The sequence below is a fragment of the Roseicyclus marinus genome, assembly GCF_030163795.1.
Taxonomy (GTDB): domain Bacteria; phylum Pseudomonadota; class Alphaproteobacteria; order Rhodobacterales; family Rhodobacteraceae; genus Roseicyclus; species Roseicyclus marinus.
The window spans coordinates 62,531-86,080 of the sequence record NZ_JASJOF010000003.1; the positions used below are offsets into that span (position 1 = coordinate 62,531).

Annotated in this window: 23 protein-coding genes; 9 read left to right on the forward strand and 14 right to left on the reverse strand. The window is 65.2% G+C overall.

What is annotated here, in order from left to right; genetic code table 11:
- Window positions 1-11 precede the first annotated feature (11 nt).
- The 5 genes from QQK63_RS05355 to QQK63_RS05375 all read right to left on the reverse strand — a co-directional run bounded on the left by QQK63_RS05355 (window position 12) and on the right by QQK63_RS05375 (window position 5,412).
- On the reverse strand, window positions 12-1,088 hold the full coding sequence (locus QQK63_RS05355) for a branched-chain amino acid ABC transporter permease (protein WP_277825221.1): 1,077 nt from the start codon (window positions 1,086-1,088) through the stop codon (window positions 12-14).
- Window positions 1,089-1,190: 102 nt separating this feature from the next.
- Window positions 1,191-1,436, reverse strand: coding sequence for a hypothetical protein (locus tag QQK63_RS05360; protein ID WP_277825223.1), 246 nt, complete (start codon window positions 1,434-1,436; stop codon window positions 1,191-1,193).
- A gap of 126 nt (window positions 1,437-1,562) precedes the next feature.
- On the reverse strand, window positions 1,563-2,549 hold the full coding sequence (locus QQK63_RS05365; protein ID WP_277825225.1) for a branched-chain amino acid ABC transporter permease: 987 nt from the start codon (window positions 2,547-2,549) through the stop codon (window positions 1,563-1,565).
- A 41-nt stretch (window positions 2,550-2,590) separates the two neighbouring features.
- Window positions 2,591-3,412: an ABC transporter ATP-binding protein gene (locus tag QQK63_RS05370; RefSeq protein ID WP_277825937.1), complete on the reverse strand. Its 822-nt coding sequence runs from the start codon at window positions 3,410-3,412 to the stop codon at window positions 2,591-2,593.
- Window positions 3,413-3,435: 23 nt separating this feature from the next.
- On the reverse strand, window positions 3,436-5,412 hold the full coding sequence (locus QQK63_RS05375) for an AMP-binding protein (protein WP_277825227.1): 1,977 nt from the start codon (window positions 5,410-5,412) through the stop codon (window positions 3,436-3,438).
- A gap of 217 nt (window positions 5,413-5,629) precedes the next feature.
- On the opposite strand from QQK63_RS05375, the gene QQK63_RS05380 reads away from it, so the two are divergent.
- Window positions 5,630-7,555 carry a PAS-domain containing protein gene (locus QQK63_RS05380; protein WP_277825229.1) on the forward strand — a complete coding sequence of 642 codons (1,926 nt, stop codon included), beginning with the start codon at window positions 5,630-5,632 and terminating at the stop codon, window positions 7,553-7,555.
- A complete protein-coding gene (locus QQK63_RS05385; RefSeq protein WP_277825231.1) occupies window positions 7,552-8,253 on the forward strand; it encodes a response regulator transcription factor in 702 nt (233 codons plus the stop codon). The genes QQK63_RS05380 and QQK63_RS05385 overlap by 4 nt, the downstream gene beginning before the upstream one ends.
- 11 nt (window positions 8,254-8,264) lie before the next feature.
- Here the strand turns inward: QQK63_RS05385 and QQK63_RS05390 are convergent, their stop codons facing one another.
- Window positions 8,265-9,170, reverse strand: a complete 906-nt coding sequence (locus QQK63_RS05390; RefSeq protein WP_277825233.1) for an HNH endonuclease — start codon at window positions 9,168-9,170, stop codon at window positions 8,265-8,267.
- A gap of 54 nt (window positions 9,171-9,224) precedes the next feature.
- The gene (locus tag QQK63_RS05395; RefSeq protein ID WP_277825235.1) at window positions 9,225-10,433 is read right to left on the reverse strand and encodes a hydantoinase/carbamoylase family amidase; all 1,209 of its coding nucleotides are present in this window, start codon (window positions 10,431-10,433) and stop codon (window positions 9,225-9,227) included.
- 102 nt (window positions 10,434-10,535) lie between these two features.
- Between QQK63_RS05395 and QQK63_RS05400 the strand changes: the two genes are divergently transcribed.
- Window positions 10,536-11,186, forward strand: coding sequence for a histidine phosphatase family protein (locus tag QQK63_RS05400; RefSeq protein ID WP_277825237.1), 651 nt, complete (start codon window positions 10,536-10,538; stop codon window positions 11,184-11,186).
- 65 nt (window positions 11,187-11,251) lie between these two features.
- Here the strand turns inward: QQK63_RS05400 and QQK63_RS05405 are convergent, their stop codons facing one another.
- From QQK63_RS05405 to QQK63_RS05425, 5 genes are all read right to left on the reverse strand, one after another.
- Window positions 11,252-11,566 (reverse strand): DUF3775 domain-containing protein, encoded by a 315-nt coding sequence (locus QQK63_RS05405; protein WP_277825239.1) that lies wholly within the window; start codon window positions 11,564-11,566, stop codon window positions 11,252-11,254.
- Between the two features lie 89 nt (window positions 11,567-11,655).
- On the reverse strand, window positions 11,656-12,387 hold the full coding sequence (locus tag QQK63_RS05410) for an SDR family NAD(P)-dependent oxidoreductase (protein WP_277825241.1): 732 nt from the start codon (window positions 12,385-12,387) through the stop codon (window positions 11,656-11,658).
- A gap of 11 nt (window positions 12,388-12,398) precedes the next feature.
- Window positions 12,399-13,643 (reverse strand): MFS transporter, encoded by a 1,245-nt coding sequence (locus QQK63_RS05415; RefSeq protein WP_277825243.1) that lies wholly within the window; start codon window positions 13,641-13,643, stop codon window positions 12,399-12,401.
- 2 nt (window positions 13,644-13,645) lie between these two features.
- Window positions 13,646-14,407 carry a DUF1365 domain-containing protein gene (locus QQK63_RS05420; protein ID WP_277825245.1) on the reverse strand — a complete coding sequence of 254 codons (762 nt, stop codon included), beginning with the start codon at window positions 14,405-14,407 and terminating at the stop codon, window positions 13,646-13,648.
- Window positions 14,404-15,696 (reverse strand): NAD(P)/FAD-dependent oxidoreductase, encoded by a 1,293-nt coding sequence (locus QQK63_RS05425; protein ID WP_277825247.1) that lies wholly within the window; start codon window positions 15,694-15,696, stop codon window positions 14,404-14,406. Before QQK63_RS05425 ends, QQK63_RS05420 begins: the two co-directional genes overlap by 4 nt.
- 118 nt (window positions 15,697-15,814) lie before the next feature.
- On the opposite strand from QQK63_RS05425, the gene QQK63_RS05430 reads away from it, so the two are divergent.
- The 5 genes from QQK63_RS05430 (at window position 15,815) to QQK63_RS05450 (ending at window position 19,125) form a co-directional block, all read left to right on the forward strand.
- Window positions 15,815-16,465 carry a sigma-70 family RNA polymerase sigma factor gene (locus QQK63_RS05430; RefSeq protein ID WP_277825249.1) on the forward strand — a complete coding sequence of 217 codons (651 nt, stop codon included), beginning with the start codon at window positions 15,815-15,817 and terminating at the stop codon, window positions 16,463-16,465.
- Between the two features lie 12 nt (window positions 16,466-16,477).
- Window positions 16,478-17,119, forward strand: coding sequence for a ChrR family anti-sigma-E factor (locus QQK63_RS05435; RefSeq protein ID WP_277825252.1), 642 nt, complete (start codon window positions 16,478-16,480; stop codon window positions 17,117-17,119).
- 124 nt (window positions 17,120-17,243) lie between these two features.
- Complete coding sequence (gene hmgA / locus QQK63_RS05440; RefSeq protein WP_377133859.1) at window positions 17,244-18,653, forward strand: homogentisate 1,2-dioxygenase; 1,410 nt, start codon at window positions 17,244-17,246, stop codon at window positions 18,651-18,653.
- Window positions 18,650-18,853 (forward strand): hypothetical protein, encoded by a 204-nt coding sequence (locus QQK63_RS05445; protein WP_277825254.1) that lies wholly within the window; start codon window positions 18,650-18,652, stop codon window positions 18,851-18,853. The genes hmgA and QQK63_RS05445 overlap by 4 nt, the downstream gene beginning before the upstream one ends.
- Complete coding sequence (locus QQK63_RS05450; protein ID WP_277825256.1) at window positions 18,850-19,125, forward strand: hypothetical protein; 276 nt, start codon at window positions 18,850-18,852, stop codon at window positions 19,123-19,125. Before QQK63_RS05445 ends, QQK63_RS05450 begins: the two co-directional genes overlap by 4 nt.
- A 100-nt stretch (window positions 19,126-19,225) precedes the next feature.
- Here the strand turns inward: QQK63_RS05450 and yaaA are convergent, their stop codons facing one another.
- Window positions 19,226-20,005 carry a peroxide stress protein YaaA gene (gene yaaA / locus QQK63_RS05455; protein WP_277825258.1) on the reverse strand — a complete coding sequence of 260 codons (780 nt, stop codon included), beginning with the start codon at window positions 20,003-20,005 and terminating at the stop codon, window positions 19,226-19,228.
- A gap of 144 nt (window positions 20,006-20,149) precedes the next feature.
- Here yaaA and QQK63_RS05460 point away from each other — a divergent pair, with 144 nt between their 5' ends.
- Window positions 20,150-21,277 (forward strand): AI-2E family transporter, encoded by a 1,128-nt coding sequence (locus tag QQK63_RS05460; protein WP_277825260.1) that lies wholly within the window; start codon window positions 20,150-20,152, stop codon window positions 21,275-21,277.
- Window positions 21,278-21,388: 111 nt separating this feature from the next.
- Here QQK63_RS05460 and recQ read toward each other — a convergent pair whose 3' ends face one another.
- Window positions 21,389-23,431 carry a DNA helicase RecQ gene (gene recQ, locus QQK63_RS05465; RefSeq protein ID WP_277825262.1) on the reverse strand — a complete coding sequence of 681 codons (2,043 nt, stop codon included), beginning with the start codon at window positions 23,429-23,431 and terminating at the stop codon, window positions 21,389-21,391.
- Window positions 23,432-23,550: the final 119 nt, after the last annotated feature.

The following is a 23,550-nucleotide window of genomic DNA, read 5'->3' on the forward strand; positions in this document are numbered from 1 at the left end:
GCGCCTCCCGCTCAATGCGGGAAGGGCCACAACCTCAGCTTTTCCTTCATCAGAGCCCAAAGCCGGGCCAATCCATGCGGCTCCACGATCAGGAAGAACATGATCAAAAAGCCCACGATGACGAACTGGAAATGGGTGGCCAGCGCCGTGTCCCAGCCCATCGTATCGACCAGCAGCACCTTCAGCGCGACAGGCAACAGCACCATGAAGGCCGCGCCCGCGAAACTGCCGAACAGCGATCCAAGACCACCGATGATGATCATGAACAGCACGAGGAAAGATTTCTGGATGCCATAGGCCTCGCCCACCTCGACCGCGCCAAGATAGACGGTAAAGAGCAGCGCCCCCGAGATGCCGACGTAGAACGACGACACCGCGAAAGCCGACAGTTTCGCACGCAGCGGGTTCACCCCGATGATCTCGGCGGCGATATCCATGTCGCGGATCGCCATCCACTGCCGCCCCATCGCGCCCCGCGTCAGGTTGCGCGCCATCCAGGCCAGTGCGAACAGGAAGACAAGGCAGAACAGGTATTTCGCCCAAGCCTCGGCATTGGGCCCCGTGACCGCATGGCCGAGGATGAACCGCTCGGGCGCATTGATCTGGCCCGACGCGGAATAATTGTAGAACCACGGCACCTTGTTGAAGACCCAGACAAGGAAGAACTGCGCCGCCAGCGTCGCCACCGCGAGGTAGAACCCCTTGATCCGCAAGGATGGCAGGCCGAAGGCAAGGCCCACCATGGCCGTCATCGCCCCCGACAGGATCGTGATGGTGATCATGTCGAGCCCGGGAAAGGCCGTCATCAGCTTGTAGGAGGTATAGGCCCCCACCGCCATGAAACCGCCCGTGCCAAGGCTCACCTGCCCGCAATAGCCCGTCAGGATGTTCAGCCCGATGGCCGCGATCGCGTAGATGACAAAGGGGATCAGGATCGCGCTCGCCCAGTAATCGGTGATGACGAAGGGGATGATCCCCGCGCCGATGGCCAGCACGATGTAATAGCGGTAGCGGTCGAACCGGATCGGAAAGGTCTGGTTGTCCGCGGTGTAGCTCGTCTTGAAATCGCCGGCCTCACGATAGAACATGCCCGCCCTCCCCGATCTGAATCCAGCATGGCTCCGGATGGGGCGCCTGCCCCCCGGTTGCCTGCCAGACTTGGTGTGGTGATGTGCCCGCGCCGCGCGCGGTCAGCGCGCCTCGACCCTGCGCCGGGCGTAAAGGCCAAGGGCCAGACCCGCACCGCACAGGACCGGCATGGCCCATTGCATCGGCGCTCCGCCCACAAGGCTCGCCACGACGAACAGGCCCGCGATCCAGAACAGGCCGAAACCCACCGTGGTCGCGATGGCCCAAAGCTTGCGTTGCGCCGTCGATGCGCCCCGCGCGAAATCCGGCGTCCCGATATTGGGCTGCTGCAACTCGTCCAATGCCATGGCCATAGATCCTCCCAAGGGCGCGCGCATCCGAACCTCCCCGTCCGGACCCGGGCGCAGCCACAGCTTGCCGTGAAGCGGGCCGCACGTCAGCATCTATTTTCACCGTCAACCACATGACCCGGCTCACACCCTCTCGATGATCTTCTCGCCGAACAGGCCCTGCGGCCGGAACACGAGGAAGACGAGCGCCAGAACATAGGCGAACCAGTTCTCGGTCGCGCCGCCGATCATCGGGCCGATCGAGAATTCGAACAGCGCCTCGCCCACCCCGATGATCAGGCCCCCGATGATCGCCCCGGGGATCGAGGTGAAACCGCCCAGCATCAGCACCGGCAGCGCCTTGAGCGCGATCAGCGACAGGCTGAACTGCACGCCCAGCTTCGAGCCCCACATGATCCCCGCCACCAGCGCCACGATGCCCGCCAGCGACCAGACCAGAACCCAGACATAGTTGAGCTTGATGCCCACGCTCAGCGCGGCCTGATGGTCGTCGGCCACCGCCCGCATCGCACGGCCCTGCTTGGTGTATTGCGCAAAGGCGATCAGGCCCGTGACCAGCATCCCCGCCACGATGGCCGCCGAGATGTCGAGATTGTCGATGAAGAACCCGTAACCGAAGATCTCGAAGGTATTGGCGTCGATCCAATCGTTGATGCCCTGCGGCAATCCCACATCCATGTTGCGGATCTCCGACCCCCACATCAGGTCAGACACCCCTTCAAGGAAGTAGGCCAGACCGATGGTCGCCATGAACAGGATGATCGGCTCCTGCCCGACAAGGTGCTTGAACACGAAGCGCTGCACCAGCCACGCGAATCCCACCATCACCAGCACCGTCAGCGCGATGGCCGCCAGCGCAGGAACCTCCCAGCCGAAATAATGGATGTCGGTCCCGAAAATCTCGTTGATCAGATGGCCAAAGGGCACCCGCCCCTGCTGGATGCCCACCAGCGTCATGGCGGCGAACAAGGCCATGACGCCCTGCGCATAATTGAAGATCCCCGACGCCTTGAAGATCAGGACGAACCCCAGCGCCACAAGCGCATACATCACCCCGTTCAGAAGGCCGTTGAGCATGACCTCCATGGCAAAGATCAACTGGTCAGGCATCGCGGCCTCCCTCTGGTGCAATGGGGCGGATCGGGTGGGATTCAGTCATGGGCCACCCCCAGGTAGGCGTCGATGACCTCTTGGTTGCGGCGCACCTCGTCGGGCGTGCCGTCGCCGATCTTCTTGCCGTAATCCATCACGACCACACGGTCCGACAGGTCCATGACCACGCCCATGTCATGCTCGATCAGCACGATGGTCGTGCCGAACTCGTCGTTCACATCGAGGATGAAGCGGCTCATGTCTTCCTTCTCCTCGACGTTCATCCCCGCCATGGGTTCGTCGAGCAGCAGGATCTTGGGTTCCGCCACCAGCGCGCGCGCCAGCTCCACCCGCTTCTTCAGACCATAGGGCAGGCGGCCCACCGGCGTCTTGCGGATGTTCTGGATCTCAAGGAAATCGATGACCTCCTCGGCCTTGCGGCGGTTCTCCACCTCTTCGCGCTGCGCCTTGCCCCACCAGATCGCCTGATCGAGGATGGTGGCCTTCATATGGTTCAGACGGCCGGTCATCACGTTGTCCAGAACCGTCATCCCCTCGAAGAGCGCGATATTCTGGAACGTCCGCGCGATGCCTTGGCGGGCCACCTGAAACGGCTTCATCGGCGGGCGCTTCGACCCGCGATAGATCACCTCGCCCTCCTGCGGGTGGTAAAACCCCGAGATGACGTTGAGCATCGAGGATTTGCCCGCCCCATTGGGCCCGATGATCGCCCGGATCTCGCCCTCGCGGATGTCGAAACTGATGTCCTTGATCGCCACCACGCCACCGAACCGCAGCGTGATGTTGCGCATCTCCATGACCACGCCCCCGATGGTGCGCCCATCGGCGGTGACGGTCACATCCTGCCCGGCATCGTGCATCGCCATACCCCCCTGCGCGCCGCTCATTCCGCCGCCACCCGTGTCTCGGCCGCAGCCCCCACGACCATCGCGTCGCGCAATTCCAGCGTCGCGCTGATCTTGCCCTTGCGCCCGTCCTCGTAGGTCACTTCCGTCTCGGTGTATTGCTGGGCCTTGCCGGAATAGAGCGCGTCGATCAGATCGGCGAATTTCTCCTCGATGATCCGGCGGCGCACCTTGCGGGTGCGGGTCAACTCGCCGTCATCGGCATCCAGTTCCTTGTGCAGCACGAGGAAGCGATGCACCTGGCAGCCCGACAGCATCTCGTCGGCGGCAACGCTGCGGTTCACCTCTTCGACATGGCTCTGGATCATGGCCAGAACCCGCTCGTGCCCCGCCAGTTCCTGATAGGACCCATAGGCGATGTTGTTGCGCTCGGCCCAGTTGCCCACCGCCGTCAGGTCGATGTTGATGAAGGCGGTGCAGAAATCGCGGCCATTCCCGAACACCACCGCTTCCAGGATGTTGGGAAAGAATTTCAGCTTGTTCTCGACGTATTTGGGCGCGAACAGGCTGCCGTCGGCCATCTTGCCCACGTCCTTGGCCCGGTCGATGATCCTGAGGTGGCCTGTGCCTTCCTCGATGAAACCGGCATCGCCCGTGGCGACCCAACCTTCGGGATCCTTGGTCGAGGCCGTGGCCTCAGAGTTCTTGTAATATTCCACGAAAACGCCGGGGCTCCGGTAGAACACCTCGCCATTCTCCGCGATGCGCAATTCCACACCGGGCGAGGGCACGCCGACCGTATCGGGCCGCACCTCGTGATCGGGCTGCTGCGTGATGAAGACGCTCGCCTCCGTCTGTCCGTAAAGCTGCTTGAGGTTGATCCCCAGCGCCCGGTAGAAATCGAAGATCTCGGGGCCGATGGCTTCACCCGCCGTGTAGCCCACCCGGATCCGCGTCAGGCCCAGCGTGTTCTTGAGCGGCCCGATCACCAGAAAATTGCCCAAGGCGTATTTCAGCCGGTCCACCAGCCCGACCTGTTTGCCGTCCAGCAGTTGCGGCCCCACCGTCTTCGCGTGCTCCAGGAAATGGTGGAACATCTTGCGCTTGAACGCGCCCGCATCCTCCATCCGAATCATCACCTGCGTCAGCAGCGTCTCGAAAACGCGCGGCGGCGCAAAGTAATAGGTCGGCCCGATCTCGCGCAGATCGGTCATCATCGTTTCCGCCGATTCCGGACAGTTCACGCAAAACCCGGTCCAATAGGCCTGACCGATGGAAAAGATGAAATCGCCCACCCATGCCATCGGCAGATAGGCCAGAACCTCGTCATCCGCGCGCAGCCCGTCGAACTCGCTCGACGCCTTGGCGGTCATGATGATGTTGCGGTTGGACAGGACCACGCCCTTGGGCTTGCCGGTCGTGCCGCTGGTATAGAGCATCACGCAGGTCGAGTTGAAATCCAGCTCCGCCTGCCGCGCCGCCAGCTCCTGCCCAAGCCGCTCCTGCGCCCCGCGCCCTTCGGCCTGAACGCTCGTCAGCGAATGCAGCTTGCTGTGATCGTATTTCCTGAGGCCGCGCGAATCTTGATAGATGATATGCTCGATCTGGGGCACGCGCTCCTGCACCTCCAGAACCTTGTCGACCTGTTCCTGATCGCCGCAAATCACGAACCGCGCGAAACAATGCTCCAGCACATAGGCCATCTCTTCGGCCACCGCGTCCTGGTAGAGCGGCACGGGAACCGCCCCCACTTTCTGCGCCGCGACCATCGACCAATAAAGCGCGGGCCGGTTGCGCCCGATGATGGCGACATGATCGCCCCGGTCAACGCCCAGCGCCAAAAGACCCAGCGCGATGGCCTCGATTTCCTCGGCAGCCTCGGCCCAGCTCCAGCTTTGCCAGATGCCGAATTCCTTTTCCCGATAGGCGGGCTTGGAACCGAAGTTCGCCACGTTCCGCGCCAATAGCGCGGGCACGGAATTGGGAACACCCGCGGGTGCGTCTGTCTGAGCCAAAACCAATCCTCCCCTCGCCGGGCTCCTCTTCCCGGCGTCCACCATGTGCGGGCAGGGCCGCACCGCTCCACGATGACACATCATGGAAGTCGGTCAAGTTTTGCTCCAGTTTTGCGCAAATCTTTCGAATTGTAACAACAGCCCCGCCCCGGCTTGACGGATCGCCCGCGCCCGGTCAGCCATGAAGACCACGACAGGGCGGGGAGGAACGCCAAGGATGCTGCCACGCACAGGCACCGATCACCTGACGCGCGCCGGGTTGAACCTGATCCAGCAGGCGCTCTCGATCTATGATGCCGATCTGCGCCTTGCGGTCTGCAACCGCCCCTTCCAGACCATGTTCGGCCTGCCCGAACGTCTCGTCACCCCCGGCGCGCCCTTCGAAGATACGATCCGCTACCTCGTCGAAACCGGCGAATACGGCGAGATCGACGATATCGACACCTTCATCGGCACCCGCGTGGAACAGGCCCGCGCCTTCCAGCCCCATTACATGGAACGCCGCCGGGCCAATGGCCGCATGATCAGCGTCGAGGGCTCGCCGCTCCCCGAAGGCGGCTGGGTCACCGTTTACACCGACATCACCGCCATCAAGCGGCAGGAGGAATTGCTCCGCGCCCGGTCCGAGGAACTGTCCGAAAAGGTCCTGACCTATACCGAGGAACTGGCCGCCACCAACCGCGCGCTCGAAGCCACCATCGCCCAGCTCGAGGAAGCCAAGGCCGAACTGACCGAGATGGAGGCCCGCACCCGCCTCACCACCGAAATGACGCCCGCCCATATCGCCCGCGTCGACCGCGACGGCGTCTATACCTACACCAACCGCCGCCTGTCCTCGCTCCTGCCCGGTCGACAAAGCGATATCGTGGGCCTCACGTTCGAACAGGCACTGGGCATGCACACCGCGCTGCGCCTCCGCCCGCATCTCACCCGGGCGCTGGCGGGCGAGGCAAGCGTTCTGGAATTCACCGAAACCGACAGCGGGCGGCGCATTCGCACAGCCTTCACCCCCGACCAGACAGGCGCGGGCGACCCCATCACCGGCGTCTATCTCCTGTCCACCGACCTGACCGAGGAAACGCAGGCCAAGGCGGCGCTGGCCCAGACCCACAAACGCGAATTGGCCGCCCAGCTGACCAGCGGCCTTGCGCATGACTTCGCCAATCTGCTGACGATCATCCTCGGGCTACAGGGGCGGCTAGACCGGCTCGCCCTGCCCGATGGCGCGCGCGAGCTGACCGGCGCGACCCGTGCCGCCGCCCGGCGCGGGGGCGACCTTCTGAACAAGATCGCCCGCATGACCGGCCCCCATGACCCGCGCGAGGCGCCGACACGCCTTGCCGATTTCCTCGCCACCCTCGCGCCGCTCGCCCGCGCCACCCTGCCGCACGAGATCGACCTGACGCTCACCAATAACGTGGCCGCGCCCGCTCTCATGCTCGACACGGGCGGCTTGCAGGACAGCCTCCTCAACCTCGTTCTCAACGCCCGCGACGCCATCGGCCCGCACCCCGGACAGATCGCCATCCGCCTCGCCGCCGTGCAGGACACATGGCTCGACATCACCGTCACCGACACCGGCCCCGGCTTTTCGCCCGCCGCCCTCGCCCGCGCGCTCGACCCGTTCTTCACCACCAAGGGCGATGCCGGCTCGGGCCTCGGGCTTTCCATGGTCTATGATCAGACAAAACTGGCCGGCGGTCAGCTCAAGCTCGAAAACCGCCCCCAAGGGGGCGCCGCCGTCACCCTCCGCCTGCCCCTTCGCCCCGCCGAGGCCGAGGCGCGCCCCCTCCTCATCCTCCTCGTCGAAGATACCCCCGAAATCCGCGCGCAGGTCCGCGACGCCCTCACCGATCTCGGCCATCAGGTGATCGAGGCCGCCACCGCCGACGAAGGGCTGGCCCTGTCCGATATTCCCGGGATCGACTGGGTTCTGTCCGACATCCGCCTCGGCGCGGGCGATGGCGTCGATCTCCTGTCGCGCATCGCTGCCCGCGCGCCCGCGCTCCGGCTTGCCCTCATGACCTCGCTCCCCGCCACCGATCCCCGCCGCGCCACCGGCGCGCTCCGCTGGCCCGTGCTCCAAAAACCCGTGGACGGCTCCATGCTTCAGGCCCTTTTCCTTCAGGAGGCCGCGGCATGACCCAGCCCCTTGTCGCCATCCTCGACGACGAGCCGCAGATCCGCGCGCTTCTCTCCGACACGCTGACCGAAGCGGGCTTTCGCACCGCCACCTACGGACGCGCCGCCGATTTCGAGGCCGCACTCGCCCGCTCCACCCCCGATGTCTGCCTCGTCGATCTGGGCCTGCCCGACCGCGACGGGCTGGCGCTCGTCCACCGCCTCGCCCTCGAATCGGGCGCCGCGATCATCATCATCTCGGGCCGCGCGCAGGTGCAGGACCGCGTGACCGGGCTCGAGCTTGGGGCAGACGATTACATCATCAAACCCTTCGATCCGGCCGAGGTCGTGGCCCGCATTCGCGCCCGCCTCCGCTCGCCCAAGGCCCCGGGCCAAAGCCTCGACACCGCCCGCTTCAACGGCTGGACCGCCCATTTCGACCGCTACCTGCTCGTCGATGCCTCGGGCAGGGAGACCAGCTTTTCCCACGCCGAAGGCGAGGTGCTGCGCCTTTTCCTCGACGCGCCCAAACGCCTGATCTCGCGCCAGCAGATGCAGGAAAGCTTGGGGGGCGCTGCCGGCGAAAGCTTCGACCGCGCCATGGATGTCCGCATCTCGCGGCTGCGCACCAAGCTGGGCGAAGACCCGAAAAACCCCCGCCTGATCAAGACGATCTACGGCGCGGGGTATATCTTCCTGGGGGATGTGGTCTGGGGGTGAACCCCTGCTACTTAGGCTGCCCGCCCAAACACTTCTTCGCGGTGGTAACGCAGATAGTCGGGGTGCGGATGATCACGTCGGGATCTCGGCAGGATCAATTTTCGGCTCGGATGGAGCAATCGGTCGACGGTCGCCAGATCGACTTTGTTGTGCGAGACGAGAATGCTGTGATCCTCAGCAACAGAAATCAGACCTCGGTCGAACATCCAGTGAAGCGTTCCAGACAAGGCCAAACCATTCGGCACGATATCCGGACCGCTGTCGCCCACCGGCCTGATATGGGCGGCCTGCACTTCGGCCCGCCCGCCACCATTGCGCAAACTCAGGCCCGAGATGGCGCAGACTCCGCCATAGGCAGCTTTCACCATCCGCGCGAAGGCCGCGTCACGATAGGCACGATCAGACAAGAGGCGCACCCGCCCGGCGGCCAAAGGGGCGTCGCCATAGGGAGCCTGTACCTCGGCAAACCCGACGACGGGGCTGCGCGGCAAGGCATCGGGGCCTTCGGTTTCAGCCAATCCGGCCTCCACGATGGCAGCAAATTCCTTTGGGCTAATCCGCCGCACAGCTGATGTGTTGAGGCCCCCGGAGTAAGGTCGGCCATCAGCACCCATCAACCTGCGTTCATAGGTCTGCCCCTGCTTGTCCACACGAGGCACCGGTGTCTCAAACTGCAATAAGGTGCTCGGATCAAGCTCAGCGAAATACCAGCCTTTCCGCTTTGGGTCATCTACAAGGTCTACAACCTTTTGAGCACTGACGTAACCAAAGGCACCTTGCTTACTTTCATAGAAGACAACCCAGTCGCCAACCGTCTCACGCACCATGTTCACGTAGGTTGAGGGGAAATTGTACCTAAGACCGGGAAGGTCTGAATAAATAGAGTCCGGATTCTGGATAAAGACCGCGTTCGCCATGAGGAAAGGTTGCCGATAGGGTGCCTCAAAGACAAGGGTCCGGTCTTTTCATCCTCACCCCAACCGCGCCGCCGCCTCCGCCAGAACCTGCAACCCGGTGACCAGATCGGCCTCCGCCGTATCCTCCGCGAAATCGTGGGAAATCCCCCCGATGGAGGGGACAAACAGCATCCCCACCGGCATCAACCCCGCAAGGTTCGACGCGTCATGCAACGCGCCCGAGGGCATGGCCCGCCACCGTCCCGGCGCGACCGCCTCCGCCGCCGCCGACAGCGCCGCCTGCATCCCGGGATCCATCGGCATCGGTGCCAGATCATGGCGCAACCGCTCGGTCGTCACCGCGCAGCCGCTTTCGGCGGCCACATCCTGCAACAACCCCATGATCGCCGCTTCCATCCGGTCCAGCCGATCGGCATCGATATCGCGCCATTGCAGCGAAAACTCCGCCCGCCCCGGCACCACCGATGACGCCCCGGGGTGCAGCACGATATGCCCGATGGTCCAGACCGATTGCGGCGTCACGATATTGGCAAAGCGATCCGGCAGGGCCGTCGCGATCCGGGCCGCCACCGTAAAGGCATCCTTGCGATGCGCCATCGGCGTCGTGCCCGCGTGGTTCTGCTGACCGCGCACGGTGACCTGCACCTGCCGCAATCCCACGATCCCCGTCACCACGCCGATCGCCTCTTCCGCCTGATCCAGAACCGGCCCCTGTTCGATATGCATCTCGAGGAACCCGCTGAACCGCGCGGGGTCGACGAAATCCCCGACCCTCTCGCCCAAACCGGCCCGCGCCTGCGCAAATCCCGTCCCATCGGTCGCCACCAACCGGTCGGCATCCTCCAAGGACAGCTTGCCCGCCCAGACCGAACTGCCGGTCAGTGCGCCGAAACGGCCCTCTTCATCCTCGAAACTCACGACCGAAATCGGCGGCCCGCCCGCTTCCCGCGCCGCCCGCGCGATCTCCAAGGCGGCAATCACGCCCAGCGCGCCGTCCAGCCATCCGCCTTCGGGTTGCGTGTCCGAATGCGACCCCAGCAAAAGCGACCGCCCCTCCGCCAGACCAAAAACATTGCCAAGCGGGTCGATCCGCGCCTCCAGCCCCGCCTCCCGCATCCGCTCCGCCAGCCAATCGCGCGCGGCGATATCGGCCTCGGTCAGGGCGCGGCGGCGCACGCCCTTGGTGGCCTCATCGCCCCCAAAGCGGCGCAGCTGGTGAAGATCGGACAGGAAACGGGCGGGATCGACGGGAATTTTGCTCATGCAATGTTTCAATCACGCATGTCTCGCCCCGTCCAGCCGGGGTTGCGCCTGCCCGTCCTATCCCCCATCACCCGGGCGCACGGGCAGCAAGGAGACTGGAACATGGGCGAATTGGTGCTGGTCCGTCACGGACAGGCGAATTCCGCAGCCCAGGACGAAGACGGCTACGACCGTCTCTCCGACCTCGGCCACCAGCAGGCGCGCTGGTTGGGCGACTGGTTGCGAACCCATGACGCGCCCTTCGACCGGGTCCTGACCGGCTCGCTCCGCCGGCACCGCGAAACGCTGGCGGCCATGGGCGACATGGGCGCCCAGCCCGAGGTCGACGCCCGCCTGAATGAACTGGATTACTTCAACCTGACCCAGGCCCATGCCGCCCGCAACGGCACGTCCCCCACCACGCCCGAAAACTTCGTCCATCACATCACCGACGTGATGACGGCCTGGCAGCGCGCCGAGATCCAGGGCAACGAAAGCTATCTCTCTTTCGAATCCCGCGTGGCCGAGATGCTGACCATCGCCGCCCGCCCGGGCCGCCGGGTGCTCTGCGTCACCTCGGGCGGCGTGATCGGCATGATGGCGCGCCACCTCCTCGACCTCGACATCGCGCGCATGGCCCATCTGCTCGTGCCGATCCGCAATTGCTCGATCCACCGCGTGATGGTCCTGCCCGAGGCGCAGATCCTCTCGGGCTTCAATGCGACGCCCCATCTGGACACGCCCGACCGGCTCCACGCCCGCACGGAATACTGAACCCCCGCACCCCCGGCTTCATCTTCCCCCAAATACGGAAATCCTACGCCGGCCGCCCGGGCGGCTCACATGAGGTCGTCTTCCGCGCCGGCCACATCCAGCCCCATGGCCTCCGCCCCCGCCTCGAGGTGATCGGCGAAATGGGGACTGCCGAGCAAATAATCGGCGGTCGGTGTCGTGGCCTCCGCGCGGGCGGTCGCCACCGCCTCGGCCCAATCCTCGACCTCGAAACTGCCCCGACCGATCCAGTAGATGGCGACCAGTTCGGCCCGCGCATCCTCGGTCATGCCCTCGATGAAGGCGCGCAATTCGCCCTCCGCCCGTTCGATCTCGTGACCCATCAAGATCACCTGCGCCACAATGCTTGCCGGGATATCCATCGCGCCCATCCTCCTCGCGGTCCTGTGGCGACCATAGGACATGACCACACCGGCCCGGTCCTTGATCTGCCGCAAACCGCCGGGAGGTTTCAGAAGAACAGCCGCCGATAGATCCCGTGGGGCAAAAAGGCGCTCAACCGGAACACGAGGCTGAAGAGCGTCGGAAAACTCCGCACGAATCCCCCCGCCGTCATGTGTTCGAAGAACACGTCGGCCGCGGCCTCCGGCTCCATGATGAACGGCATCTTGAACTCGTTCTTGTCGGTCAGCCGCGTCTTGATGAAGCCGGGGTTCACCAGCTGCACCTCGACGCCCGTGTCCTTCAGATCGCCGTCGATCGATTCGGCCAGCGAATAAAGCCCCGCCTTCGAGGCCGCATAGCCGATGGCGCCGGGCAATCCGCGGAACCCGGACAGGCTTCCGGTCAACACGATGTGGCCCCGGTCCCGTTCGACGAACCCCGGCACCACTTCGCCCAGCACCCGCGCGGCCCCGGTCAGGTTCACGTCGAACATGGTCTCGACCGCTTCGGCATCCCAATTCTTGGCCGACAGCGGCCAATAGGCCCCCGCCAGAAAGATCATCCCGTCGATCTCGCCCACCTCGGCGCGGGCTGCCTTCACGCTCTCGCGGTCCGCGATATCGATGGTCACGACCGTCGCGCGCCCCGGCAATTCCGCCGCCAGATCCTGCAACCGCTCCGCCGACCGCGCCGACAGCACCAATTCCGCGCCCGCCCGGCTCATCTTCATGGCCAGCGCCCGGCCCAATCCCTCCGAGGCTCCGACCAGCCAGTAGCGTTTCCCGTTCCAGTCCCGCATCTCGTCTCCTTTCAGGTCGCTCTGCGCCGCCCGTCCCCGGGCAGCGCCGTGGTCGCCAGCACCGCCATCGCGCCCAGTTTCAGGACGCAAGGCACCAGCGCGTAAAGCCATGTCAAAAGGTCCAGCGCGCCTTGCGGGCTTTGCCCGCCCGACACGAACCCGGCCGCCTCCAGCGCGGGCAACAAAACCACCGCCGCAAAGGCGAGCGTCAGCTTGGACACGAAAGCCCAAAGCCCGAACCCCGCCGCGGCTTCCGGCGCGATCTCCTCCAGCCGCCGCGAAAACAGCGCGGGCAACAGCGCGAAATCCGCCCCCAACGCCGCGCCCGAGGCAAGGCAGATCACCGCGAACAGGATCGTATCCCCCGGCCCCAACCCCAGAACCAGCGAAAAGGACACAATCGCCAGCGCCATGGCCGACAGCAGCATCGCCCGCGCCCCGAACCGCGCCGCCAGCCGCGTCCAGACCGGCGCGGACCCCGCCGCCGCCAGAAAGAACAGCAGCAAGAGCGGCCCTTCCCACCCCGGCGCCTCCAGCACGCTTTCCACATAGAACAGGAACAAGGTGGACGAGACGGCGACAGGCGCCGCATTCATCAACGCCACGATCAACAAGCGCCGCGCCACCGGATCGGCCAGAACCACGCCGAAACCGCCCTCGCCCGCGACTGGCCCGGCGCCGCTCCAATCCCTGCGCATCAGCCACAGGGCCAGCGCGCAAACCCCGGCAAAGCCCAGCGCGAAATTGCCATAGGGATCGCCCGTCGCATCCAGAACCGTCGGCGCGACGGCGGCGATACACACCCCCAAAAGCGCCCCGGTCTCCCGCCACGCGGCAAGGTTCAGATAGCCCTGTTCGCCCAATCGTGGGGCCGCCGCGACGCCTTGGGCATACATGCAGATCGTCAGGAACGAAAAGCTCGAGAAAAGCCCCGTCATCATCAACGCAAACCACCAGACAGGCGCGATCGGTGGCGCGACGGCGAACAGCCCCAGCATCGATCCCGCCAGAACCGCGACACCCCCCGCCACCGCCAGCCCGCGCCGCTGCCGCAACCGCTGCGCCAACCAGCCAAGGCCCGGATCCTGCACCACGTCGAACAGACGCAGCACGAACAACACACCCGCCAGCGCACCAAGGCTCACGCCATAGCTGTCGACATAGACCTTGGGCGCGTGAATGTAGATCGGCAGGCCAGCGGCCGCCAACATGCCCGCGAACACCGCGTAACCCGGTCGCGATGGCACGGATGCCATACTCAGGACACTTCGCGCTCGGGCGGTTCCGGACGCACGCGATAGCGCGCCCCTTTCCACCACAGCTTCAGCGCCTGCCAATGGATCAGCGCCAGAACCCGCCGCGCCCCCAAGGGACGGCGCAGCGCGGAGCGCAGGATGCCAAGCGTGGTCAGGGCCGCGCGCCGCCCCGTCAAGGTCGCCAGAACGCCCTCGTTCCCGGTGGAATAATCGATCCAGATGCCCACCCGGTCCGCCCGGATGTCGAACCGGAACGTGTAGCCCCCCGCGATGGGCTGAAAGGGCGAGACATGCATGATCTTCTGCGCGCTCAACACGTCCTCGCGGGTGATCGGCTCCCGATCCTCGCGCGCACACAGATAGGAATGCCTATCGCCAAAGGTATTCGTCACCTCCGCGATCACCGCCCGCATCGCCCCCGCCGCGTCATGCGCCAGCCAGAACGACACCGGGTTGAACACATGGCCCAGCATCCGCGGCTGCGCGAGCAGCATCAGCTTACCCCCCGTCACGCCCGCCAGACCATGCGCCGCCAGCACCTCCCGCGCCCAAGGCGCGCCGCGCCCCGCTTTCGGCGGCCCGCCGTGGTCGGCATCGTGCAGCGCGGTCAGCCCCGCCCGGTTGCGCCCGAACAGCCACGGCGCGCGCGGCCGCGCCTCCTCGGCATCCAGCATCACGTAGTCGATGGAATAGGTGAAAGCATTCTCCACCGCCCCACGCCGCCCGTGAAAGGTCGACCCCGCGATATGGTCGACCGCGCTCATGCAGCCAGCGCCGCCCGATCCCGTTCCGCCATGGCGTTCACCACGTCGATGGCGCTCGAATATCCATCCTCGTGGAACCCGTTCTTCATCCATGCCCCGCAGAACCACGTGTTGTTCTGGCCGTTCATCGCGCGGACACTGCCCTGCGCGGCCAATGCGGCCAGATCATAGACCGGGTGACGGAATTCCGCCGTGTCATAGATCAATTTCTCGTCGATGGGCGCGCGGCTGTTCAGCGTCACGAACAACGGATCGCTTTCCGGGATCGGTTGCAGGCAGTTCATCCAATAGGTCAGATCGATGGGTCCGCCCTCGTGGCCCGCCCGCTCGGTGTAGTTCCACGACGACCACGTCACACGCCGCTGCGGCATGGCGCGCGGATCGGCATGCAGGACGGCGGTATTGGGTTGGTAGCGCACCGCCCCCAGGGCCGCGCTTTCCTGCGGGGTCGGGTCGGCCAGCATCCGCAGGCTGTCATCGGAATGGGTGGCGAAAACCACCTCGTCGAACCCTTCCCAATCGCCACCATGCAAGATGTCCACGCCGTTCGGCCCGCGCTTGACCGCCTCGATGGGGCTCGCCAGCCGGATATCCACGCCCTTGGCCCGCATCGCACGCTCCAGGCGGCAGACATATTCGATGGACCCGCCCCGGACGGTGTACCACTGGTGCTGCCCGGTCGCCTGCAACAGGTGGTGGTTGCGGAAAAACCGCACCAGCGCCTGCGCCGGGAAATCCATGATCTCTTCCTTCGGCGTCGACCAGATCGCGCCGGAAATCGGCGTCAGGTAATAGTCGCGGAACCATTGGCCCATGCCCATCTGGTCCATCAACTCGCCCAGCGTGATCGTGCTGTCGGTCGCCACCGCCTCGGCCTGCGCGTTGAACCGCATCAGGTCGCGCACCATCCGCAGGAACCCCGGCCGGACAAGGTTCGATTTCTGCGCGAACAGCGCGTTCAGGCTTTTCAGCCCGTATTCGATTCGCCCACCGCCGATGGAGGCGGCGAAACTCATGTCCGACGGGGCGACCGGCACTTCCAGCTCGTGGAACAGCTTGACCATGTGCGGATAGTTCACGTTGTTGAACACGATGAACCCGGTATCCACGGGTTGGTCTCCACGCTTGCCCGCGATGACGGTCCGCGCATGGCCGCCCAGCCGCCCCTCGGCCTCGAACAGGGTGACGGAATGGCTGTCGGCCAGATGATAGGCCGCTCCCATGCCGGAAATCCCTGCGCCGATCACGGCAATGCGTTTCGGCGCGTGGGCCGGCTGTTCGAATGGCATCTGTCGGTCGTTCCTTCGGTTGCGAATGTGGCGCTTTGTCAGGCTTACGAAACGCAACCCTGTACAGATCAAAGAATTTATTTTTGATCCGGTCTAGGGCAATCGACGTAACGAAGGTATGCTGTTGTCGAACGACCGTGCGGACCATACAGCCGAAGGCCAGACCGTCGCCCCCGCGGCGCGGGCGATGGCGTTCGAGCGTGAAAGGCGGCGTGAGGCGGTGACAGCACAAGACACCATCGACGTGCAATGGGCGGACAGGATTGCCGCCATCGCACGCTCACAGGATCAGGCTGCCTTTGCCGAGGTGTTTCGTCACTTCGCACCGCGGGTAAAGGCTTTCTTGATGAAATCCGGGGCCGACGAGGCCCTGGCCGAGGAATGTATGCAGGACGTGATGGCCACGCTCTGGAACAAGGCGCATCTCTACGACCCTTCGCGGGCCGCCGTGTCGACGTGGATTTTCACCATCGCACGCAACCGCAAGATCGACCTGTTGCGCCGCTACGCCCGCCCCGAACCCGAGGAATTGCCCTGGGGTCCGGAAGAATCACCCGACCAGGCCGATATCCTCGCCCTGCAACAAGAGACGACCAAGCTGGCGGATGCGATCCGCACGCTTCCCGAAAAACAGCGGCAATTGATCGAAAGGGCGTATTTCGGCGACCTCACCCACAGTGAAATCGCGGCAGAAACCGGATTGCCCCTTGGCACGATCAAGTCCCGCATTAGGTTGGCGCTGGAAAGGTTGCGCCACGCAATGACCTGAGAAAGGCGACGAATGCAGACCATTCGCCACAATATTCCCGATAACCTGCTGATGAGCTACGCCGCCGGCGTGCTGCCGCAGGCGTTCGATCTCGTGGTTGCGACCCACGTTTCCCTCAGCGACGACGCCCGCGCGCGTCTTGCCGGGTTCGAGGCGGTCGGCGGCGCGATGCTCGACGACATGGACGAGGCGCCCATCGCGTCCGACAGTCTGGAACAGACCATGGCCCGGATCGCCGGCATGAAGCCGACGCGCCGCACCCCGCCCGCACAGGGCATCTTCCCCGAACCGCTCCGCCGCATGGTCGGCGGGGACGCCGATGCCGTGAAATGGCGCAGCATCGGCCTCGGCGCGCGGCAATCCGTGATCTATTCCGATGGCGATGCGACGGCCCGCCTGATCTGCATTCCCGCCGGTCAGGCCATGCCGCAGCACTCCCACCGGGGTCTCGAGATGACTTTGGTTCTTCAGGGCGCCTTCCGCGACGACGATGGCGTCTATGCCCGCGGCGATATCGAGGTGGCCGACCAAGAGGTCGATCATACCCCCGTCGCCGAACCGGGCGAGGATTGCATCTGCCTCATCGCGACCGATGGGCGGCTCAAGTTCAACGGCCTCCTGCCCCGGATCGCGCAGCCCTTCCTCGGCATCTGATCCGGTCCGCCCCGAAACTCCCGAACGCCGCGCCCTCACCAGCGCGGCGTTTCGCGTTTTCGCCCCCAACGTTGCAATTGCAACGTTCCTGTGCCATGTCCCTCCCAGATGACGGAGGCTCGACATGACCGACCAAAGCACCCCCCGCCCGATGGTGCAGGCCCAAGGGCCAACCGGCCCGCATCAGGGCTACATGCCCGGCTTCGGCAATGATTTCGAGACCGAGGCGCTGACCGGTGCCCTGCCGCAGGGCATGAACAGCCCCCAGAAATGCGCCTATGGCCTTTACGGCGAACAGCTGTCGGGCACCGCCTTCACCGCCACGCGGCCCGAACGCACATGGTGCTACCGCATCCGGCCTTCGGTGAAGCACTCGCGCCGCTACGAAAAGATCGCGCTGCCCTACTGGAAAACCGCGCCCCACATCGACCCCGATGTGATCAGCCTCGGCCAATACCGCTGGGATGCTGTTCCCCATTCCTCCGACGCTCTGACCTGGCTTACCGGCATGCGCACCATGACCACGGCGGGCGACGTGAACACTCAGGTGGGCATGGCCTCCCACATCTATCTCGTCACCGCCTCCATGGTGGACGATTACTTCTATTCCGCCGACAGTGAATTGCTCGTCGTCCCCCAACAGGGCCGCCTGCGCTTCCTGACCGAACTGGGCGTGATCGACCTCGCCCCGCAAGAAATCGCCATCCTCCCCCGTGGCCTCGTCTACCGCGTCGAACTCATCGACGGCCCCGCCCGCGGCTTCGTCTGCGAGAATTACGGCCAGAAATTCGAGCTTCCGGGCCGTGGCCCCATCGGCGCGAATTGCATGGCCAATCCCCGCGATTTCAAAACCCCCGTCGCCGCCTTCGAGGACCGCGAGGTTCCCTCCACCCTCACCGTCAAATGGTGCGGACAATTCCACCGGACCGAAATCGCCCAATCCCCGCTCGACGTGGTGGCGTGGCACGGCAATTACGCGCCCTGCAAATACGACCTGACCACCTATTGCCCGGTCGGCGCGATCCTCTTCGACCATCCCGATCCGTCGATCTTCACCGTGCTGACCGCCCCTTCGGGCCAGCCGGGCACGGCCAATATCGATTTTGTCCTGTTCCGCGAACGCTGGCTCGTGGCCGAAAACACCTTCCGCCCGCCGTGGTACCACAAGAACGTCATGTCCGAGCTTATGGGCAACATCTACGGCCAGTATGACGCCAAACCGAAGGGCTTCGTCCCGGGCGGGCTGTCGCTTCACAACATGATGCTGCCCCACGGCCCCGACCGCGACGCCTTCGAGAAAGCCACCAATGCCGAGCTGAAACCCCACAAGCTCGAAAACACCATGTCCTTCATGTTCGAAACCCGCTTTCCCCAGCACCTGACCGCCTTCGCCGCGCACGAGGCCCCGCTTCAGGACGATTACATCGACTGCTGGACCTCGCTCGAAAAGAAATTCGACGGATCACTGCGCCCCAGCGGGGGCGACGGCACGCTGCGCCCCGACGGCGGCGACGGAACGCCGGAAAAGGGATGAGCAAATTCGGCCCCACACGCGGCGAGGTGAAACTCCGCCTCGCCATCAGCCTTGCCGGTCTTGCGCTCCTGATCGGGGCCTATGCCTTCAACGGGATCGGCGGCATCGCGTCGCTGGAAATCGCGATCATCGGGACTGCCTTCTTCGGCGGCTCCGCGCTATGGTGCATCCTCAGGTTGCGTCGAAAGGACGATTCATGAGCACCGGACAGATCATCCAGCTTGTCCTTCAGGGCCTCGTCTTCATCGCATGGGCGGGGCTGATGTTCCGTACCCTGTTCCTCTTGCGCGCCCGCGCGGCGGATCAGACCGGCACAACCTTTCCGGGTCCCGGTCAATTCATCGCCCAAGCCGGCCATTGGCTCCGCTCGGACGAAGATCGCGCCGAACGCAAGACGTTGGGCTTCATGACCTTCGTCCTGCTCGCCATGTCGCTGTCGACGGCCTTTCTCGGGTCGCCCGCCGCGGGCTAGATCATGTCGCGCAAAAATGGGAATTGGTTTTGCGCTCCCCGGACATGCGACATCAGAAGGTTAGAGAGCGGCGCGTGAATGCGCATGAACGCGACGCGCTCTAGGCGGCGTTCTGCGCCGCCGCCTCGCTCCGCAGGAATGCGGGCTTGCCCGGTTCGCTCAATTCGGGCGCATGGGCATAGCCGCCCAGATCGAACTCCAGAATGCTTTCAGGGTCGGTCAGCCGCCGCTCGATGATGAACCGCGCCATCGCGCCCCGCGCCTTCTTGGCGTAGAAACTGACGATCTTGGGACCCGTCGGCTTGTCCTCCAGAAATTGCGGCGTGATCACCCGCAGGCCCAGCGCCGCGCGGTCGGCCGCCGTGAAATACTCGACCGAGGCGCAATTGATAAGCACATCGGTGCCAAGGCTGCGGGCATCCTCGGCCAGCGCCTCCGCGATCCTGTCACCCCAATAGGCATGGAGATTCGGCCCCATGTCGTTTTGCAACCGGCTCCCCATCTCCAGCCGGTATTGCCGGATCGCATCCAGCGGGCGCAAAACCCCGTAAAGCCCCGACAAGATCCGCAACCGCTCCTGCGCGAACCGCAGATCCTCGGCGTCAAGGCTCGCCGCCTCCAACCCCTGGTAGGTGTCACCGGCAAAGGCAAGCGCCGCAGGCCGCACATCCGCCTCCGCCGCGTCGAAATCGCGAAACCGTTCGGCGTTCAGCTTGGCAAGGCTGGGCGAGATATCCATCAACTTGCCCAGCTCCGCCTCGCTCAACCCCCGCGCCACACCCGCCAGATGCACTGCATCGCCTGCGAAACGCGGTTCGGTCATGGCGATGTCCCGCTCGGCCCAGTCCAGACGCTTGGCAGGCGAAATCACGGTCAGCATGGGGCAAATCCTCTCGCGGCTTGTGTCCCGTCCTGACCTAGCGCCCCGATGGCCGCCAGACAACCGCGCCAAGACCCTATCCAAGCCCTTGAGATTATCCGCCGTTCCGCCCAAGCTTGCAGATGCAACCTCCGGGACAGACCCTTGATCGATCATCCAGACCAGCCCACGCCGCAGGGCGACAGCAGCGCGCGCCAGCGTCTCCAGACCGGGGCGCTTGTCATCATCGCCGCGGCGGTGATCCTGTTCCTTCTGGTGCAGGCGCGCTTCATGCTGACCTCGCTCGCCGTGGCGATCATCGTCTTCAGCCTGACCAGCGATGCGATCAGCTACATCTCCCGGCTCAAGGTCGGGCCGCTGCGCATCCCCAACTGGCTGGCGAGCCTCGCCGCCGTGCTCCTGATCTCGACCGGGCTTTTCATGCTCAGCTCGCTGGTTCTCTCGCAGGTCAACACCGTGCTCTCGACGACGCTCACCTATACCGAACGCGCGCCGGGGGCGGTGGCCGATCTCTTCGCCTGGATGGGCCCCGAGGTCGAAACCGCGATCCAGAACGCGATGGGCAGCATCGACGTCTCGGGCTACCTGCGCACTGTCGCGGGGCAGGCGGGCGGGCTGATGCAGGGCACGGTTCTCGTCATCCTCTTCGTCGGCTTCCTCTTTGCCGAACGGCTCTGGTTCGACGTGAAACTGACCAGCCTGATGGGGGGCGATGCCGCCCGCGCCCAGCAGGCCCAGCGCATCATCGGCGCGATCATGGGACGGGTGAACTATTACCTGCTCGTCAAAACCGTGGTCAGCGCGATCACCGGGCTGATGGCCTATGGTGTCAGCGTTCTGGTGGGGCTGGAACTGGCCGTGGCCATCGGCGTCCTGACCTTCATCCTCAACTACATCCCCAACATCGGCTCCATCGTGGCCACCGTTCTGGCCGTGCTGGTGGCCCATGTGCAGCTGGGCGAACCGGGGCCGACGCTGGCCTATTTCTTCGCGCTCTTCGTGATCCAGTTCATCAACGGCAACATCATCGACCCATGGCTGATGGGCCGGACGCTCAGGCTCTCGACCTTCGGGATCATCGTGTCGCTGGCGTTTTGGGGGGCAGTCTGGGGCATCGCGGGGATGTTCCTGTCGGTGCCGATCATGGTCGCGGTGATGATCGTGGCCAGCCACGTCCCCGGCCTGCGCCCCGTCGCCGTGCTGCTCTCGCGCGAAGGGCTCCCGGACGAGGCCACCGCCCCACTCCTGCGCAAAAGCGCCCCTGCGGAGTAGAGCATATCGCGCAAAAGTGGGAACCGGTTTTGCGCTCCCCGGACATGCGACATCAGAAGATTGGATAGCGGCGCGTGACTGCGAAGGAACGCGACGCGCTCTATTGGCCCCTCAGCCCGCCTCGCGCAGCACCTCGAGGAACGCGTCCCCGAACCGCTCCGCATGGCGTTCCCCCAACAGGCGCGCCAGCGCGGATCGGTCGGCGGGCCGCACCTCGGCCAGCTTGGCCAGTTGCGACGACGAACAGGTCATCGGCTTGTCCGTCCCATCCGCCCCCCGCGCCAGATCGGCCTGCGCCGCCACAAGCCGGTCATAGATCGCGCCCGCATCCCGCCCCGCCAGCTTGCGCCGCGCGGGGTGCAGCGCGTCAGGCGCATCGCCGGTGATCACCGCCAGAAAGACCGCGCCGTATTTCTCCAGCTTGCTCGCCCCGACGCCCCCGATCCGCGCCATCTGGTCCAGCGTCGCGGGCCGCGTCTCGGCCATCTCGATCAGCGTCTTGTCGGTGAAAATCACATAGGCCGGCACCCGCGCCGCTTCGGCCAGCGCGCGCCGCTTGGCCTTCAGCGCCGACAACAGCGGCGCATCCTCTTCGCTCACCAGCATCTTCACCTGCGGGCTGCGCGGTGCCTTGGCGATCGTGTCCCGGCGCAGCGTGATCCCCGCCTCGCCCCGCAGGATCGGCCGCGCCGCTTCCGTCATCCGCAGCGCACCATGCCGCCCCGGATCGGGCCGCACCAGATCATGCGCCGCCATCTGCCGGAACACCGCCTGCCAGCCGCGCTTGTCGAATTCCGTGCCCACCCCGTAGGTGGGCAGCATGTCATGCCCGCGCTCGCGCACCTTCTCCGTCGCCGTCCCGGTCAGCACGTCGATCAGATGCCCCGCCCCGAACCATTCGCCCGTCCGCAAGATCGCCGACAGCGCCTTTCTCACCGGCGTCGTGGCATCGAACACCTCGGGCGGGTTGGCGCAAAGATCGCAATTTCCGCAAGCCTCCGACACCTCCCCGAAATATCCCAACAGCACCCGCCGCCGACAGCCCAGCGCCTCGGCCAGCCCCAACAGCGCGTTCAGCCGCGCGTGATCGGCCTCCTTCCGCTCGGGCGGCGCCAGCCCCTCGTCGATCTGGCTCCGACGAAACCGGATGTCATCGGGCCCGAACAGCGTCAGCGTATCGGCCGGCGCCCCATCGCGCCCCGCGCGCCCGATCTCCTGGTAATACCCCTCGATCGACTTGGGCAGATCGGCATGGGCGACCCAGCGGATATCGGGCTTGTCCACCCCCATGCCAAAGGCGATGGTTGCCACCACGATCAACCCGTCCTCACCCGCGAACCGCCCCTCGACCACGCGGCGATCCTCGGCGTCCATCCCGCCATGATAGAAACACGCGCTATGCCCCGCCTCGCGCAAGGCCGCCGCCAGCGTTTCGGTCTTGGCCCGCGTCCCGCAATAGACGATCCCCGATTGCCCCTTGCGTGCCGCGGCGAAACTCAGGATCTGCGCCCGCGGGTTCTGCTTCACCTCGAAGGCCAGCGCCAGATTGGGCCGGTCGAACCCCCGCAAAAAGCTTTCGGGCGGCACCCCGTCGAACAGCCGCGCGACGATTTCCTCGCGCGTTTCGGCATCCGCCGTCGCGGTAAAGGCGGCCAGCGGCACATCCAGCGCGCGCCGCAATTCCCCGATCCGCAGGTAATCGGGCCGGAAATCATGGCCCCACTGGCTGACGCAATGCGCCTCGTCCACCGCGATCAGGCTCACACCCGCGCGCCGCAACATCCGCTCCGTCCCGGACGAGGCCAACCGCTCCGGCGCGATGTAGAGCAGCTTCAGGCTCCCCTCCTCCAACGCCGCCCAAACCGCGTCGGTTTCCTCCGGCGTGTTGCCCGAGGTCAGCGCGCCCGCGACAACGCCCGCCTCGCGCAATCCCCGCACCTGGTCCCGCATCAGCGCGATCAAGGGTGAGATCACCACCGTCACCCCTTCCCGCATCAACGCAGGCAACTGGAAACACAGCGATTTGCCCCCGCCCGTCGGCATGATCGCCAAGACGTTGCGCCCCCCGGCCACCGCCGCCACGATCTCTTCTTGTCCGGGGCGGAACTCGGAAAACCCGAACACGCGGGACAATAGGGCGGTCGCATCCTGCATGGGGCCTGTCGGGTCTTTCTGCGTTTGGCTCGATTTTTATGGACTTTCCCATGTTGAGAAGCCGTAAACAAGCCTCCGGACGCCAGATCGCGGGGGTCTTGGGGGGACATCCACAAGAT

Bases quoted from the DNA above. Each gene is read 5' to 3' on its own strand.
- recQ (WP_277825262.1), bottom strand. From the start codon at position 23,431: ATGCAGGATGCGACCGCCCTATTGTCCCGCGTGTTCGGGTTTTCCGAG.
- QQK63_RS05415 (WP_277825243.1), bottom strand. From the start codon at position 13,643: ATGGCATCCGTGCCATCGCGACCGGGTTACGCGGTGTTCGCGGGCATG.
- QQK63_RS05370 (WP_277825937.1), bottom strand. From the start codon at position 3,412: ATGCACGATGCCGGGCAGGATGTGACCGTCACCGCCGATGGGCGCACC.
- QQK63_RS05360 (WP_277825223.1), bottom strand. From the start codon at position 1,436: ATGGCATTGGACGAGTTGCAGCAGCCCAATATCGGGACGCCGGATTTC.
- QQK63_RS05380 (WP_277825229.1), top strand. From the start codon at position 5,630: ATGCTGCCACGCACAGGCACCGATCACCTGACGCGCGCCGGGTTGAAC.
- QQK63_RS05385 (WP_277825231.1), top strand. From the start codon at position 7,552: ATGACCCAGCCCCTTGTCGCCATCCTCGACGACGAGCCGCAGATCCGC.
- hmgA (WP_377133859.1), top strand. From the start codon at position 17,244: ATGACCGACCAAAGCACCCCCCGCCCGATGGTGCAGGCCCAAGGGCCA.
- QQK63_RS05410 (WP_277825241.1), bottom strand. From the start codon at position 12,387: ATGCGGGACTGGAACGGGAAACGCTACTGGCTGGTCGGAGCCTCGGAG.
- QQK63_RS05390 (WP_277825233.1), bottom strand. From the start codon at position 9,170: ATGGCGAACGCGGTCTTTATCCAGAATCCGGACTCTATTTATTCAGAC.
- QQK63_RS05430 (WP_277825249.1), top strand. From the start codon at position 15,815: ATGCTGTTGTCGAACGACCGTGCGGACCATACAGCCGAAGGCCAGACC.
- QQK63_RS05435 (WP_277825252.1), top strand. From the start codon at position 16,478: ATGCAGACCATTCGCCACAATATTCCCGATAACCTGCTGATGAGCTAC.
- QQK63_RS05420 (WP_277825245.1), bottom strand. From the start codon at position 14,407: ATGAGCGCGGTCGACCATATCGCGGGGTCGACCTTTCACGGGCGGCGT.
- QQK63_RS05405 (WP_277825239.1), bottom strand. From the start codon at position 11,566: ATGGATATCCCGGCAAGCATTGTGGCGCAGGTGATCTTGATGGGTCAC.
- QQK63_RS05445 (WP_277825254.1), top strand. From the start codon at position 18,650: ATGAGCAAATTCGGCCCCACACGCGGCGAGGTGAAACTCCGCCTCGCC.
- QQK63_RS05395 (WP_277825235.1), bottom strand. From the start codon at position 10,433: ATGAGCAAAATTCCCGTCGATCCCGCCCGTTTCCTGTCCGATCTTCAC.
- QQK63_RS05365 (WP_277825225.1), bottom strand. From the start codon at position 2,549: ATGCCTGACCAGTTGATCTTTGCCATGGAGGTCATGCTCAACGGCCTT.
- QQK63_RS05400 (WP_277825237.1), top strand. From the start codon at position 10,536: ATGGGCGAATTGGTGCTGGTCCGTCACGGACAGGCGAATTCCGCAGCC.
- QQK63_RS05425 (WP_277825247.1), bottom strand. From the start codon at position 15,696: ATGCCATTCGAACAGCCGGCCCACGCGCCGAAACGCATTGCCGTGATC.
- QQK63_RS05450 (WP_277825256.1), top strand. From the start codon at position 18,850: ATGAGCACCGGACAGATCATCCAGCTTGTCCTTCAGGGCCTCGTCTTC.
- QQK63_RS05355 (WP_277825221.1), bottom strand. From the start codon at position 1,088: ATGTTCTATCGTGAGGCCGGCGATTTCAAGACGAGCTACACCGCGGAC.
- yaaA (WP_277825258.1), bottom strand. From the start codon at position 20,005: ATGCTGACCGTGATTTCGCCTGCCAAGCGTCTGGACTGGGCCGAGCGG.